The organism is Pedobacter glucosidilyticus DSM 23534, assembly GCF_000425145.1.
GTDB lineage: Bacteria > Bacteroidota > Bacteroidia > Sphingobacteriales > Sphingobacteriaceae > Pseudopedobacter > Pseudopedobacter glucosidilyticus.
In genome coordinates this window covers 11,487-27,938 of sequence record NZ_AULF01000018.1, presented here as the reverse complement: position 1 = coordinate 27,938, position 16,452 = coordinate 11,487, and the positions used below count along the sequence as shown (strand labels likewise).

General features: G+C 33.7%; 11 protein-coding genes. 9 read left to right on the top strand and 2 right to left on the bottom strand.

The window, feature by feature from the left end; translation table 11 throughout:
• Nucleotides 1-64: 64 nt before the first annotated feature.
• Nucleotides 65-490 carry an OsmC family protein gene (locus H510_RS0107685; protein WP_026903791.1) on the bottom strand — a complete coding sequence of 142 codons (426 nt, stop codon included), beginning with the start codon at nt 488-490 and terminating at the stop codon, nt 65-67.
• A gap of 245 nt (nt 491-735) precedes the next feature.
• On the opposite strand from H510_RS0107685, the gene H510_RS19555 reads away from it, so the two are divergent.
• Both H510_RS19555 and H510_RS0107675 read left to right on the top strand, forming a co-directional pair.
• A complete protein-coding gene (locus tag H510_RS19555) occupies nt 736-2,364 on the top strand; it encodes a phosphodiester glycosidase family protein (protein ID WP_051291111.1) in 1,629 nt (542 codons plus the stop codon).
• 4 nt (nt 2,365-2,368) lie between these two features.
• Nucleotides 2,369-3,139, top strand: a complete 771-nt coding sequence (locus H510_RS0107675) for a hypothetical protein (protein ID WP_026903790.1) — start codon at nt 2,369-2,371, stop codon at nt 3,137-3,139.
• A 29-nt stretch (nt 3,140-3,168) separates the two neighbouring features.
• Here H510_RS0107675 and H510_RS0107670 read toward each other — a convergent pair whose 3' ends face one another.
• Entirely contained in the window at nt 3,169-4,398 is a 1,230-nt protein-coding gene (locus tag H510_RS0107670) for an ROK family transcriptional regulator (RefSeq protein ID WP_026903789.1), read from the bottom strand.
• A 235-nt stretch (nt 4,399-4,633) separates the two neighbouring features.
• On the opposite strand from H510_RS0107670, the gene H510_RS0107665 reads away from it, so the two are divergent.
• The 7 genes from H510_RS0107665 (at nt 4,634) to H510_RS18465 (ending at nt 16,448) form a co-directional block, all read left to right on the top strand.
• Nucleotides 4,634-6,481, top strand: a complete 1,848-nt coding sequence (locus H510_RS0107665; protein WP_026903788.1) for an FAD-dependent oxidoreductase — start codon at nt 4,634-4,636, stop codon at nt 6,479-6,481.
• Between the two features lie 58 nt (nt 6,482-6,539).
• Nucleotides 6,540-7,820 carry an MFS transporter gene (locus tag H510_RS0107660; RefSeq protein ID WP_026903787.1) on the top strand — a complete coding sequence of 427 codons (1,281 nt, stop codon included), beginning with the start codon at nt 6,540-6,542 and terminating at the stop codon, nt 7,818-7,820.
• A 1-nt stretch (nt 7,821) separates the two neighbouring features.
• The gene (locus tag H510_RS0107655) at nt 7,822-8,505 is read left to right on the top strand and encodes a GDSL-type esterase/lipase family protein (protein WP_051291110.1); all 684 of its coding nucleotides are present in this window, start codon (nt 7,822-7,824) and stop codon (nt 8,503-8,505) included.
• Between the two features lie 21 nt (nt 8,506-8,526).
• Nucleotides 8,527-9,465, top strand: a complete 939-nt coding sequence (locus H510_RS0107650; RefSeq protein WP_026903785.1) for a DUF4434 domain-containing protein — start codon at nt 8,527-8,529, stop codon at nt 9,463-9,465.
• A 14-nt stretch (nt 9,466-9,479) separates the two neighbouring features.
• Nucleotides 9,480-10,652 carry a n-acyl-d-glucosamine 2-epimerase gene (locus H510_RS0107645; protein WP_026903784.1) on the top strand — a complete coding sequence of 391 codons (1,173 nt, stop codon included), beginning with the start codon at nt 9,480-9,482 and terminating at the stop codon, nt 10,650-10,652.
• A gap of 246 nt (nt 10,653-10,898) precedes the next feature.
• Nucleotides 10,899-13,172 (top strand): GH92 family glycosyl hydrolase, encoded by a 2,274-nt coding sequence (locus H510_RS0107640; protein WP_026903783.1) that lies wholly within the window; start codon nt 10,899-10,901, stop codon nt 13,170-13,172.
• 102 nt (nt 13,173-13,274) lie between these two features.
• Nucleotides 13,275-16,448, top strand: a complete 3,174-nt coding sequence (locus tag H510_RS18465; RefSeq protein WP_081659229.1) for a SusC/RagA family TonB-linked outer membrane protein — start codon at nt 13,275-13,277, stop codon at nt 16,446-16,448.
• The last annotated feature ends 4 nt before the right edge of the window (nt 16,449-16,452 follow it).

Sequence of the window (16,452 nt, the reverse complement as noted above, 5' to 3'; positions counted from 1 at the left end):
TAGTGAATTCAGATGCCTAGATTTGGGTAAGAAAACGCAGCCTTAAAAGCTGCGTTTTTTGCTTTTAAGACAATTCTTGCAAAGTGGTGGTTAGCGTAATTTCTGTATTAAGAAGCTTAGAAATAGGGCATATTTCTTTTGCTTTTTGTGCTAATTGTTCAAACTCTTCTTTAGATATGCCAGGTATAGCGCCGCTAAGTTCTAAGGTAATGAGGTTTACGCTACCATCTTCAAATTGCACATGAGCAACAGTGTCTAGATTTTCTGGTGTAAAACCTGCTTCTGATATTAAAAAGCTTAGTTGCATAGTAAAACAACCCGCATGAGCTGCTGCAATTAATTCTTCTGGATTGGTACCAATACCATCTTCAAAACGAGTTTTATAAGATAATTGGGTATTATTTAATACTGTACTTTCAGTACTAATGGCTCCATTACCCTCTTTACCTGTACCTTTCCAGTTTGCTGATGCTTTTCTTGTAAATTTCATAATGATATGTTTTGATTTTAATTGACTATTTGTGGTTTAACTATCAAAAATTTAGCCAAGGGAGAAGTATGATTTTTTAAACTTAATTAATCATAAACTACTCGCTGTATCACAACAATTAGATCATAATCACATTTCTTAAAAGAAGGTTAATAATTATGAAAAATATCATTATTAATATTTTTTAATAATTTTATTTTGTTAATATAATAAAATTAATAACTTTAATTTATTAATAAATAATTATGAATTACTTAAAAGGATTTTTAATGTTTTGTTTTTTACTATTAAATTCTGACATTTTAATTGCGCAGAGCTTAATAGTAAATAGATACTTTAATAGCGGAACAGGAGATGGAACAGGTGATGTGGTAGAGCTTGTTGTAATTACTGATAAGTTGGACATTAGGAAATGGTTTATAAAAGACCATGGTAATGGTACTGCGGCAGTTGGAGGTAGATTGGATGAAGGTGGAGCTAAAATTCGCTTCAATGATATTCCCTTGTGGTCTAATTTAAGATCTGGTACTGTAATAGTTCTTAGGAGACTAACTGCTACACAGGCACAAACTTTTGTATCAGATGCCGATGCTAGTGATTATATTATTGATTTGTCTATCAATGATTCTAATTATTTTACGGATTTGTTGGGGAATGCGTTTAATGTAACCCCCCATGAAGCTGTTATGGTTAGGGCTGATGTTACAGATATTACGCCAACTATGACATTAACTGAGAAAAATGCGATTCTGAATGGTGCAAATAAAGCTGTTCATGCTTTAGTTTACGGAGATTTTATGACTACTGCTTTAAATTCTTGGAACAATATCAGAAGTCCCAAGGCTATTTTTAGTAATGGCACAATTAGTACAAATTATGTAGGAAATGGTACTATTGGCATGGTATCATTAACAAATCCTAATCAGCCAAATTATACAACTCCATTAACAAAAAGTACTCCTTTAATTACTGGCTTACCCAATTATTGGATACAGGAAAGTGCTTTAACTGCTAATATGCCTTATGGTATAGAAGTTTATAGATCTACTAGTGATTATTCTTTTAACGGCGGGCCTACAAGAAAGATGAATGCTTACATGGTAGTTGTAGATCCTAAATTTGTAGATTTTAAACCTACACATAGCGTAATTAATAAAACTGCTAGTGCTTTTGTTAATGATGAGCCAGGCACTGTTTTAGCCGTTATGAACGCTGGTTTTTTTCAAGCACAACAAAATCCTCCACAATCAAATAATTCTTTTAGTATGTTGAGGTATCAAGGTGTAACCCCAGCTCATAATATAGGTAGCTTAACAAGAAGTTTTAATGGGAGTAATACATCTTACTTTCCAACTAGGGCTGCTTTTGGTTTAGCTCCAAATTTATTGCCGGATGTAGCTTGGGTTTATAATATATCAGGAGTAGTATATTCTTATTCAACTCCTAGTCCTAATCTTATTAATACTGCTCCTCAGCCGCAACCAACTTCCACAGGTGGAGTTATATGGAATAATGTTACTGCAGTGGGTGGTGCGCCTATGTTGATTAAAAACGGAAATGTAAATGTTACAGATGCAGAAGAGCTAATTGTTATTGATAATACAAGTGCTAGAGCAAGATCCGCTATTGGTTATACAGCAGACGGTAAAATTATAATGCTCGTTGCTGAGGGTGGTAATTCTGGTATTTCTGATGGATTAAATTTGGTAGAACTAGCAAACTACATGAAAGATATAGGCTGTGTGGGTGCAATTAATCTAGATGGAGGAAGCTCATCAACTTTGCGGGTTAACAATCAGCAAATGATTAGACCTTCTAGCGGAGGTAATGAGCAACCTATGCCAGGGGTTATTTTAATTAAAGCTAAAAACTAGAATCATGATGATCAAAAAATATATAAGTGCAATAGCATTGATGTTATCTTTTTTCCAATCTTTTGGACAAGCCAAGTTGGATTCACTACAAATTTTAAAAGATGTTAACGGAGGCGGTGTTGTTTTTACTGCAGTGCCATCTGGGGAAGTATCAACTTTATCTTTCGGGAACGGCTTTGGTGTTAATAATATGGCTTTTATCTCATCTTTAAGGGCTTATACTAATACCGTTTTACCTATAACATTATCGTCTTTTAAGCCAGTTAAAGAAACCAATTCAATAAAGCTTATATGGACAACCAGTTCAGAAAGTAATTCAGATTATTTCGAAATCTTAAAATCAGTAGATGGTAGTAAATTCAATGTTGTGGGGCTGGTAAAAGCGGCTGGAAACTCAAATCAAATTTTAACTTACAGTTTTAATGATATAAATCCTGTTAAAGGGAATAATTATTACCAGTTAAAAATGGTAGATTTCGATAGGGCTTTTGAAAAATCAATTATTGTTTCATCTAGTTTTGATTTTGAAAAAGAAGATTTCTTCTTGCAGATGAATTCTGAAAGTGGAATTTTATCATTAAATATATTAAGTAATAAAGCTAAAATGGCTTTATTTGAAGTGTTTGACTTAGGAGGAAGAAAGCTTTTTACAAAGAATTTAACACTGCAAAATGGAGTAAATAATTTTGATTTTAGTTTAAATACAAACTCAAAAGTAATTATTGTTAATTTAACTAGCGAGGGCAATAGAAAGGTGAAAAAGCTAATTAATTAACCAAGAAAATTTAGCAGGATAAATAGCCATCAATCTAAATTCAAGAGTCTGTTTCTAGCTAATAAACAAGCTCCAATAACTCCTGATTTTTCACCAAGTAAAGAAATTTTAATCTTAGTATCGCTATTTACCAAGCTTAAAGAATATTTGTTAATAGCACTTTTTATAGGCAAAATAAGGTATTCTCCAGTTTTGGCTAAACTGCCGCCAACAATAACTAATTCTGGATTAAATATGTTTATAAGGAGTGCTATTCCTCTACCTAATTTATCTCCTAAATCTGCTATTAAATCAATAGCTAAAACATCATCTTTATTTGCTGCCTCTATAATGCTATCCATATCAATTTGATTTAAAGAAAAAGAAGGGTCATTTTTTTTAACCAAAATGCTGGAAGTACCAGCTTCAACTTTTTCTTTAAAGTTTCTGGTAAGTGCCCAGCCAGAACCTTCGGTTTCTAAACAGCCTTTTTTACCACACTGGCAAATAATATTATTGTTAAAAAGAGGTATATGTCCAAATTCACCAGCAAACCCTGATTTTCCATAATATAATTGGCTGTTGATCATCACTCCCATTCCTATTCCATGGTCTAGATTTAAGAAGAGAACATTTTTTTCTTCTTTCACAAGGCCCGAATTAAATTCTCCATAAGCCATCGCTCTAGAATCATTTTCTAAAAAAGTTTTAATGCTAAGCTCCTTTTCTAAGGATTTTGATAAAGGCTCTTCATTAAAATTAAAAAAACTATAACTGTATCCGGTATCATGGTTAATTCTTCCAGATAAATTTACACCTAAGCCTAAAATTTTTTCTTTTTTAATGCTTAGGTTTTTAATGAAATTTTTGATGATATCTATCAGGTCAATTAAAGATTCTGGTGAATTGGTAAGCTTGTATGGAATGTTTTCTTTTATTTCGATAAGATTTTTTTGTAAATCTGTTAAACCAATATTGATATGGTTTTGCTTAATATCAACCCCTAGAAAAAAAACAGAATTGCCTACCATTCCATAAAGATTGGGTTTTCTTCCTCCTGTAGACTCAACCTTACCTAAATCTTCTACTAAGCCATCTTGAATAAGTTCGCTTATTAAATTGGTTACCTTAGGAACACTTAAATTTACTTCTTTGCAAACATCTGCAATGGTATAGCTGCCATTTCTACATAGAAAAGATATAATATTCTTTTTTAATTGAATGTTTTTTAAAGCTACGCCGTACGTGTTTTCATTATTCAGCTCTTCAAAAAATGTCATAAGGTTAATTATAAAAATTATTAATAACTAAAATCAAAAGTACAATAAGTTAAGCTAAAGAATAAGTATTTATAAAGCATTTTTTAAAAAGCAGGCAGATGGTTAAAAAGTAATGTTACAGCTTAACCCAATAAAGAAGTAATCATCTAAAAGGCCTGAATCTCTGATTTTAAAATTTATTATTAAAAAAAATTAAAAACTTTTGATTTGTTTGTAATTAAATTTATATTCGTGTATGAATTATAGACAATCCCTCTTACTGGCTATTTTATTTTCATTCAGTTGTCTTGCTCTTCAGGCTAAAAAGCCAGAAGTATATAAAACCTCGGTGCTTATTGTTGGTGGTGGTGCAAGTGGTGTTACCGCTGGTTTACAAGCATCTAGGTTAGGGGCTAAAACTTTGATTATTGAAGAGACAGATTGGCTGGGGGGGATGTTGACTTCTGCTGGTGTTTCTGCGGTAGATGGGAATCATCAACTACCCTCTGGTTTGTGGGGAGAATTTAGGCAGAAGCTATATGATTATTATGGTGGGCCAGCTCAAGTAGAAACTGGCTGGGTTAGCAATACATTGTTTGAACCTATAGTTGGCAATCAAATTTTTAAACAAATGACTGCTAAAACTACTGAGCTAAGTATCTGGTATCAAACCAAATTTTCTACAATTAAAAAAAACGATAAAGGCTGGGTGGTGCAGGTTACCAAAGGAAATAAAAGCTATTTGATTCATGCGGATGTTGTGGTTGATTGTACAGAATTGGGCGATGTGATGGCAGCGGCCGGAGCTTCATTTTATGTTGGTATGGATAGTAAAAATAGAACCGGAGAAGTTTATGCGCCAGAGGAAGCTAATAACATTATACAAGATTTAACTTATGTAGCCGTATTGAAAGATTACGGTAAAGGCGTTGATAAAACTATTCCTAAACCTTCGGGTTTTGATCCTAAAGAATTTGAAAACTCTTGTGATGTATCAGACCCTTCTTCGGGTCATATTTCTGCCAATATAGATTGTGAAAAAATGTTAACTTATGGCAAATTGCCTAATGGTAAATATATGATTAACTGGCCTAAAGAAGGTAACGATATTTATCTGAACATTATAGCTAAAACACCAGCAGAACGCGAGATTGAACTAAAAAAAGCTAAACTACATACACTAAGGTTTATTTATTACATACAAACAGTGTTAGGTTATAAAAACTTAGGATTATCTGATGAATTTGGTACTAAAGATCAACTTCCTAAAATTCCATATCATAGAGAATCAAGAAGGGTAGAAGGATTAGTTAGTTTACCTGTACATTATTTAGAGAAGCCTTTTGACCAAGAGTTTCCACTTTATAGAACTGGCGCTATTGTTGGTGATTATACTATAGATCATCACCACCTTAAGAACCCAAATGCTCCTCAGATAGATTTTATTAAAATTAAAATCCCTTCTTACAATGTACCGCTTGGCGCATTAATTCCTAAAAATGTATCAAATTTTATAGTTGCAGAAAAGAGTATAAGTGTATCAAATATTGTAGCTGGCGCAACTCGTTTACAACCTGTAGTTTTAGAAATTGGCCAGGCTGCTGGTGCCTTAGCTGCTCTATCTGTAAAAGAAGGTAAAGATCCAAAGGATCTAAATATTAGAGATGTACAATCTAAACTTTTGGATGCACAGGTATATTTAATGCCTTATCTAGATGTTAAACCTACTGATTCATATTTTAAGGCTGTACAAAAGATAGGTGCAACAGGAATTTTAAAAGGAACCGGAAATCCTTATAAATGGGCAAATCAAACATGGTTTTACCCAAATCATCCTGTTAGTGAGTTTGAAATGGTTAAAGGCTTAAAGAGCTATTATAAGGCTTTAGAAAATTATCAAGCAAGTGGTGCTGATTTAACTATTTCTGAATTTATAAACATATTAATTGCCATTGATCCTAAAATTTCTAGAGATACAGTAAAACAAAAATATGCGCTTTTGTCTAATAACGAAGTTATGAAAAGAAGCGAAGTTGCTGTATTAATTGATGCATTATTAAATCCTTTTGACCAAGCAATAGATTGGTTTGGAAATCTGAAATAGATTTTAAAAATCTTTAAATATCAATATAAGCGGTAATAATTTTTTTGATAAACACTATATGGCTCAAAACAAACTCACTCAAAGAAGTCCAATTTATTGGATTCCATCAACATGGTTTGCTATGGGCTTGCCTTTTGTTGCACTAGCTGCTGCAAGTGCTATCATGTACAAAAACTTAGGAGTTTCGGATTCTCAGATAGCCTTCTGGACTTCATTAATTATGCTTCCTTGGACTTTGAAACCTTTATGGGGGCCATTTTTGGAGATGTATAAAACCAAAAAGTTTTTTGTATATGCTACACAGATTTTAACAGGCTTATTATTTGGTTTGGTAGGATTATCATTACAGTTAGACCATTTTTTTAGTGTATCTATTGCAGTATTGGCAATCATAGCTTTAAGTGCATCTACCCACGATATTGCGGCAGACGGCGTTTATTTAAACGAGTTAAATGCAAAGTCACAGGCCAAATTTGTAGGCTGGCAAGGTGCTTTTTATAATATAGCTAAAGTTTTTTCTGGAGGGGTATTGGTTTATTTAGCTGGCGAGCTTGAAAATAAAGTAGGAATTGCTAACGCTTGGATGATTGTGATGTTTGCTTATGGTATTATCATGTTGCTATTGGGATTTTACAATATGAAAATGCTTCCTGATAGTGAGAAAGTGCAAAGTGTAGATTCAGCAAAAGAAAGCCTAAGTACGCTTAAGGATGTTATTATAACCTTTTTTCAGAAAAAAAATATTTGGTTTAGTTTGGCTTTTATTGTTTTCTATCGTTTTGCCGAAGGGCAAGCTATTAAGATTACGCCTTTATTTTTTAAAGCTAGCAGAGCAGAAGGAGGTTTGGGGCTAACCACCTCTCAAATAGGTGTGTTATACGGAGTTTTTGGTGCTATTGCATTTGTATTAGGTTCTATTGCAGCAGGTTATTTTGTTTCTAATAAGGGTTTGACAAAAAAAACTTTACTTATTTTATGTTGCTTTTTTAACCTTCCTTTTGCGGCTTACGCATTTTTAGCCATCACTTTACCCACAAGTCAGTTGATTATTGGTACTGCTGTAGCCATAGAGTATTTTGGTTATGGTTTTGGTTTTGTTGGTTTGATTTTATTTATGATGCAAAACATTGCTCCCGGAAAATATAAAATGGCACACTATGCTTTTGGTAGTGGATTAATGAATTTAGGATTCATGATTCCTTCTATGGTAAGTGGCTTTGTAAGTGATTATCTAGGTTATAAAGAATTTTTTATTTGGGTGATGATAGCTACTATACCTGCATTTTTAGTGACCTGGTTAGTGCCTTTACAAAAAGTTGAAGAAGAAGTTGAGGATTAAGATGAAAAGATTAATTAAAATTTTTATGCTGCTGCTGATTTGCCTTTCGGTACACTTAAGCTTTGCACAAACGGTTGATACTAGCTTTGCCGGTCCTTATTTTTTAAAAAGGGAAGCTTATTTTAAAGCTTTACCAGTGAAAAAGAATGCTATTGTTTTTTTAGGTAATAGTATAACAGAGGTTGGTGAATGGACAGAACTGTTTGATGCTAAAAATATCATTAATCGTGGTGTAAGTGGTGATGTTACCTATGGTGTTATCCATCGTTTGCCTGCTATTTTGGCCCAAAAACCCAAGAAAATATTTTTAGCCATTGGCGTAAATGATATTAAAAGAGGTGCAAGTATAGAAGATGTTGGTATAAGTTACGAAAGAATCGTCAAACTTATAGTGCAAACATCCCCTAAAACTAAATTATATGTACAAAGCATATTGCCTGTAAATGAGGGAATGTTAGCTGCAATTTATGCTAAAATCACGAATGAGCGTATCCATAAAGCTAATGAAGAAATTCAGAAGATAACCAAGAAGTATGGTTGTACTTATGTAAATCTCCATCAATCCGCACTAAAAGGAAAAGATGGGCAATTAGAAAAAGAGCTATCAACTGATGGGTTGCACTTACAGCCCAATGCTTACATCATTTGGGCAAATTATTTAAAGTCTTTAAAATACATCAGATAAAACAAGATTAAAATTTTAAGAATGCAAATAACCGGAACTTTTATAGATGAAATCTCGCATGATATTCCTCATCAAAACTGGGGTGAGAAAGAGTGGGAGCAAGATTTTATCTATATGAAAGCTATTGGTATTGATACGGTCATCATGATCCGTAGCGGCTACCGAAAATTTATTACTTATCCCTCTGAATATTTGATAAAAAATTACAGTTGTTATAAACCTTCTGTAGATCTGTTAGAGCTTTTTCTGAGCCTTGCTGATAAGTACGAGATGAAATTTTATTTTGGTTTATACGATAGCGGTATTTTTTGGGATACTGGCAATTTACAAGCAGAAATAGATGCTAACCGATATGTAGTAGATGAAGTTTGGACTAAATATGGGCATCACAAAAGCTTTAGTGGTTGGTATGTGAGTACAGAAATTAGTCGTAAAACCAAAGGTTCTATACAAGCTTTTAAAACTTTGGGGATGCAGTGCAAAGATATAAGTAATGGTTTACCTACATTAATCTCTCCTTATATAGATGGCAGAAAAGCTGTTATGGCTCATACTTCGGGATTGAGTAAAGCCGATGCCATTTCTGTAAAAGAGCATGAAGAAGAATGGGGTGAAATTTTTGAAGGTATTTCTGGAGCAATAGACGCTGTTGCTTTTCAAGATGGGCATGTTGATTATCATGAGTTACCCGCATTTTTTGAAGTCAATAAAAAACTTGCAGATAAGTTTGGTCTACAATGCTGGACTAATGTAGAATCATTTGATAGGGATATGCCTATCAAGTTTTTACCTATCAAGTTTGATAAGATGCGTTTGAAACTAGAAGCTGCGGCAGCCGCAGGATATGATAAAGCCATTACTTTCGAGTTTTCGCATTTTATGAGTCCTCAATCCGCTTATTTACAAGCAGGACATCTTTATAACCGCTATCAAGAATATCGAAAAACATTATTAAAATAAATACACACAAATACATGGATAATTATAGTAAAGTTTATAAAAAAGAGCTCATAGAAAGTATTATACCGTTTTGGATGAAGCATTCTAAAGACGAGAAATATGGTGGCTTTTTCACCTGTTTAGACAGGTACGGTAATGTTTTTGATACAGATAAATTTATGTGGTTGCAAGGCAGGCAAGTATGGACTTTTGCAACACTTTATAATAAGCTGGAAGCAAATCCAGCGTATTTGGCAATGGCGCAGCATGGCGCCAGCTTTATGCAAAAATATGGCAGAGATGCTCATGGAGATTGGTATTTTTCTTTAAACCAGGAAGGAAAACCTTTGGTGCAGCCTTATAATATTTTTTCAGATTGTTTTGCCACTATGGGGTTTGGAGCGCTTTATACTGCTACCGGTAAAGATGAATATGCAGATATCGCTAAAAATACCTTTGAAAACATTCTTAAAAGAAGAGATAATACAAAAGGTAAATACAATAAAATTTATCCGGGAACACGTGAATTAAGAAATTTTTCTTTACCGATGATTCTTAGTAATTTATCATTAGAGATAGAACATTTGCTTGATAAAAGCTTGGTAGACAATTTAATTGCAGATGTTATAGATGAAGTTATGAATGTGTTTTACCAACCAGAATACGGAGTGATATTCGAGAATGTTAATAAAGACGGGTCTTTCTCAGATACTTTCGAGGGGCGTTTGTTAAACCCAGGGCATACCATTGAGGCTATGTGGTTTATGATGGATTTAGGCGTTCGTTTAAATGATAAAGACCTAGTTAATAAGGCTATAGAAATTGCTATAAAAACTTTAGAATATGGATGGGATAAAGATTTTGGAGGTATATTTTACTTTCTTGATTTTAAAGGTCATCCGCCATTACAGCTAGAGTGGGATCAAAAATTATGGTGGGTACACCTAGAAGCCTTAGTTTGTATGGCTAAAGCGTGGGCTTTAACAGGTAATGAACAAGCTAAGCATTGGTTTGAGAAACTTCATGAATATTCTTGGAAGCACTTTAGAGACGAAGAATATGGAGAGTGGTATGGCTATCTAAACAGGCGTGGAGAAGTTCTGATTAACCTCAAAGGTGGTAAATGGAAAGGCTGTTTCCATGCCCCTAGAGCGATGTTTCAAGTTTATAAAACCTTTGAGCTAAAGCAATCGCTTCAGCTCGTTTAAATCATTAGAAATTTTAATACACATGATTGCTTCGTGGAATAATTGTGTTAAATAACTTTTTAAAATAAAATATTAAAGTAATTTTATATATTAAAAAAAAATAATATCTTGTGTTGTAATTGGTAGCCTTTAATTATTAGTGTTTTAGCAATATACGCCCAATAATTATCTTTTAAAGAATGAGATAAAAGAATATCGGTCATAAATTAAGAGAATTGTCTTTTTTAATTTTTTAACTAACAATAGATGTTTAAACAAAAAAAACATATTTTATTAATTATTTCACCCATCTTATTGTTTTTGGCTTGCCATCCTAAAACATCTAAAGTAAGGGGAAATAATTATTTGAATTTTGTTAATCCACTAATTGGTTCTGGCGGGCATGGACATGTTTTTGTAGGAGCTTCTGTGCCACATGGTATGGTGCAATTAGGACCTAATAATTTAACTAAAGGGTGGGATTGGTGTTCTGGTTATCATGATTCAGATTCTACCATTATAGGTTTTGCGCAAACACATCTAAGTGGTACTGGTATAGCAGATTTGGGAGATATAATCTTTATGCCAGTGGGTAAGCTGCCTTCTCGGCCTATGAAAGATACGGCAAGTTTTGCAAAGACTTATTTCTCTACGTTTGATAAAAGTACAGAAATTGCAAAGCCTCATTATTATCAGGTTAAACTTAAGCGTTATCAAATAGAAGCAGAGCTTACTGCTAGCCAAAGAGTTGGTTTGCAGCGATATCATTTTCCTAAAAATAGTGAAGCCAACGTTATCGTGAATCTTGAGGAAAGTGTACAATCTATCCTTTCCAGAAAAGGAACCTTAGATGCAGGTATTAAAATTTTGAATGATACTACTATATCCGGTTACCGTATTTCTGATGAATGGGCAAAAGACCATAAGATTTATTTTACTACAGTTTTCTCTAAACCCATTTTAAAACATCAGATTTTATCAGGTGCAGATACCGTATATGCTAAAGAAGCAAATGGGATTAGGCTTAACACCATATTAAATTTTGAAAATGATAACCAACCTCTTTTGTTAAAAACAGGTATTTCTTATGTGTCTGAGGCTGGAGCAGCATTAAATTTAAAAACTGAGATGCCAGGTTGGGATTTTGAACAAACTAAAGCTAAGGCAGAGGAAGCCTGGAATAAATCACTATCTAAATTTGATTTTGAAGCGCAAGATTCAACCATTGTTACGCAATTTTATACTGCATTATATCATTCGCAAATAGCTCCGTCTGTGTTTAGTGATGTAAATGGAGACTACCGTGGTGCAGATGGTAAGATATACCAAGCAAAAGGTTTTACACCTTATACCATTTTTTCTTTATGGGATACCTATCGGGCTGTACACCCCTTATATACTTTAACAGATGAACGTGTTGCTGACTATGCTAATAGTTTATTAGCTATTCAAGAGCAGCAAGGTACTATGCCTGTATGGCATCTGGTTGGAAACGAAACGGGTACTATGGTAGGTTTTCATTCTATCCCGGTGGTTGTAGATGCTTATTTAAAGGGTTTTAATCTTAGTCAAGAAAGGGTTTGGAACGCGATTAAAGGATTTGAAGATTATAATCAATTAGGTTTAAAAGATACACGCGAGCAAGGTTATATTTCTGCTGATCAAGAATCTTGGTCTGTTGCTAAGGGTTTAGAATATGCTATAGATAGTTATGCTATAGCAAAATTTGCTGCACAAACAGGTAAAAAGGAGGCTTTCAAAACTTATTTTAAATCATCTCAGAATTATAAAAATTACTTTGATAAAAGTACAGGTTTTATGCGTGGAAAATTATCTGATGGTAGTTGGCGAGCAAATTTTAATCCATATCACAGCATACACATGGAAGATGATTATGTTGAAGGTAATGCCTGGCAGTATACCTGGTTGGTACCACATGATGTTGAAGGGTTAATAAACGTATTTGGAGGCGAAAATAAATTTACCACCAAGTTAGATAGCCTTTTTACAGTTAAATCAGATTTAAATGAAGGAGCTTCTATAGATATTACAGGTATGATAGGGCAATATGCTCACGGAAACGAGCCTAGCCATCATATTCTATATCTATACCCTTTTGTAGGGCAACAATGGAAAACAGCAGAAAAGGTTTGTGAAGTTTTTGATAAATTTTATAAAGCCACACCAAATGGTTTAATAGGTAATGAAGATTGTGGACAGATGTCTGCATGGTATATTTTCTCATCTATGGGTTTTTATCCAGTAAATCCGGTTAATGGAATGTTTGTTTTTGGGTCTCCATTGGCAGATAAAATAAATATTACGCTTAATAATGGTAAAAAATTCAAAATTATTGCACTTCATAATAGTGCAACTCATAAATATATACAATCAGTTAAACTCAATGGCAAAGCATATACAAAATCTTACATCATGTATGATGATATCATGAACGGTGGAACATTAGAATATACGATGGGCAGTAAGCCAAATAAGGCTTTTGGTTTAACCAAAACAGATAGGCCAGTATCCAATCCTTAAAAATTAAACCTAATTATTATGAAATATCTCAGTGGAGGAAGTTAAATAGAGAATTGAAATTTTAATCAATATAAACAAGTAACCTATTTTAAAAATTAAATTATGAGACATTTTTTTACCAAGCACAGTAAATTAATGATGTGTCTGTTTCTGATTTGCTGTATTATGGCGGATCATTTATCAGTAAATGCCCAGACCACAACAATTAATGGTATTGTGAAAGACAACGAGGGATTAGTTTTACCCGGTGTTGCTATTAAAGTTAAAGGAACACAAACAGGAACTGTAACAAATGTAAACGGATCTTACAGCATTACGGCAAAAGCTAATGATGTACTTGTATTTTCTTATCTTGGCTTTTTAGAAAAAGAAGTACAAGTTCAAAATCAAACTAATATTAATGTAAGTTTGGAAGAAGATGTACGTTCTTTAAATGAAGTTGTAGTTACAGCATTAGGAATTCAGCGAGAAAAACGATCACTGGGTTATGCTACCCAACAGGTTAGCGGAGAAGATTTATCTGTTGCAAAAGAGGTAAATGTACTTAACTCATTACAAGGTCGTGTTGCTGGTTTACAAATTACTCAATCTGCAACAGGCGTGGGCGGTTCATCTCGTGTAGTACTCCGAGGGGCTAACTCTTTAACGGGTACTGATAATAATGCACTGATTGTAATAGATGGTATACCTTTAGATAATTCAAATAATAGAACGCCTGGTCGTTTTGGTGGGATAGATTATGGAAGCGGTGTAGGTGGTGTAAATCCTGAGGATATAGAATCTGTTAACGTTCTTAAAGGTCCAAATGCTGCTGCACTTTATGGAGAACGAGCTGCTGCTGGTGCTATTATCATTACTACAAAAACAGGGTCTAAAAAATTTGGAGTGAGTTTTAGTTCAAATGTTACTTTTGAAAATCCTTTAGTATTACCTGATTTTCAAAATGAATATGGACAGGGAGTAGGCGGAGCTCTACCTGTAAATTCACAAAATCAGCTTTTTATTCCCCGTAATATAGAATCAAGTTGGGGGCCTCGTATGGTAGGTCAGCAAGTTATTGATTGGACAGGTCAACTGAGACCTTATTCTCCGCAACCCAACAATATTAAAAACTTTTATGAGACAGGTCAGTCTTATAATAATGTATTGTCTTTAGATGCTGGAAACGATAAGATACAAACTCGTTTTTCTGTTGGGATATTAAATAATGAAGGAATTCTGCCTAACAATAGATTAGACAGAGCGTCATTTAACATAAGAACTACTGCAAAGATTACAGATAAGTTATCTGTTGATGGAAAAATCAATTATATCAATCAAAAATCTTTTAACCGACCAAATCTTACAGATAATCCTGATAATCCGGTTTATGGATTTTTATTTATGCCCAGAAGTATTAATTTGGATGATTTAAGAGATTTTGAGGATATAAACGGTAATCCAGTAACATGGGCTCAAACAGGCGTAGACCCTGCTAATGGTTTTCTTACGAGTCGCAGACAAAACCCTTTTTGGTCTGTATATAAAAATACCAATAATGATAACTTAAATAAGTTTATTGGGTTTTTATCATTAAAATATCAATTTAATAACTGGTTAAGTTTACAACTAAGATCAGGAACAGATTACAGCACTCAAAAGATAGAGGAACGTACAGCTACACGTACATTATTTGAGAGTTCTGTTGATAGAGCTAAGTATGTAATCACTACACATACTGTTCAGGAAACAAATACAGATTTTTTATTTGTTGCTAATAAGGCTATAAATACGAATATTTCCTTTGCTGGTACAGCAGGAGGTAACATTAGATCTTTCAAAAGAGAGGAAATAGGTGCTCAAACCAGTGGTTTATTGGTGCCAAATTTATTTACAATCAGAAATGGAGCAGCGCAAGTTCCTTTATATGGTTTTGCAGAACTACAAACTAACTCTTTATACGGTACTGCGCAATTTGGTTACAAAAGTTATTTATACTTAGATCTTACCGCTCGGAATGATTGGTCTTCAACGCTTTCAAAAGAGAATCGTTCTTTCTTCTATCCTTCTGCAAGTTTAAGTTTCTTGTTAACCGATGCATTTAAGATTAAGAGTAATATCTTAAGTTTCGCGAAATTAAGAGCCTCTGTTGCAGAAGTAGGTGGTGCCGCACAGCCCTACCAACTTTCTTTGAACTATAACCTTGGTTTGCCACATTTAGGACAAGGTTCTGCTACCTTAAGGCCTCAATTGCCATTCCTTGATTTGAAACCTCAAATTACCAGAGCTATAGAATTTGGTACTGATGTTAGGTTTTTTGATAGCAGAATTGGAATTGACTTTTCGTATTATAAAAAGAATACATTTAACCAAATATTTACACCTCCTATATCTGCTACTTCTGGGTTTACATCTAGTTTGATTAATGCAGGAAATGTGCAAAACAGTGGAGTAGAGATATTCCTTACAGGTGCTCCGGTAAGGATAGACAATGGTTTAAAGTGGGATATTGGAGTAAATTGGTCTAGAAACCGATCTAAAATTGTAGCAACAGCAGGTGGTGTAGATAATTTTTTTATAGGTAATGATAGAAATATAACTGTAGCAGCATCTCCCGGGAGCCCATTCGGAGATTTTAGAGGTCGTCGTTTTAAACGTAATCAAAATGGAGACATTTTAGTTGGGGCTAATGGATTACCTTTCCGTAACGATGTGGATGAGGTTATTGGAAATTATTTACCTGACTGGATTGGCGGTATTAATAACACTTTTACTTACAAAGGATTGAAATTAAGTTTTTTAATTGATATGCGTCAAGGAGGGGATATTCTCTCTTTAAGTAATATATATGCTGCTCAAAATGGTAATGCATCATTTACAACAGAAGGAAGAGATGCGTGGTACAATGGAACAGGAGGATATCTAGTAAATGGTGTAGTAGATAATGGAAATAATACATTTTCACCAAATACTAAATTTGTAGATCCTGAGGCATATTGGAGATTAGTTGGTGCTCCAGATGCTGCAATTGCAGAAGCATTTGTTTATGATGCCAGTTTTATAAAGTTTCGTGAGTTTACACTAGGTTTCAATCTTCCTAAAAAATGGATAGCTAAAACCCCTTTTAAAAATGCGTTTTTCTCATTAGTTGGGCGTAATTTACTTCTATTAAAAAGTAGTACTCCAGGTTTTGATCCTGATGTTTCAAGTTATAATATTACTAACGTTCAAGGAATTGAATCTGCCGCCTTTCCTAGTACTAGAAGCTATGGTTTTAATCTCAATATTAAGTTGTAATTGT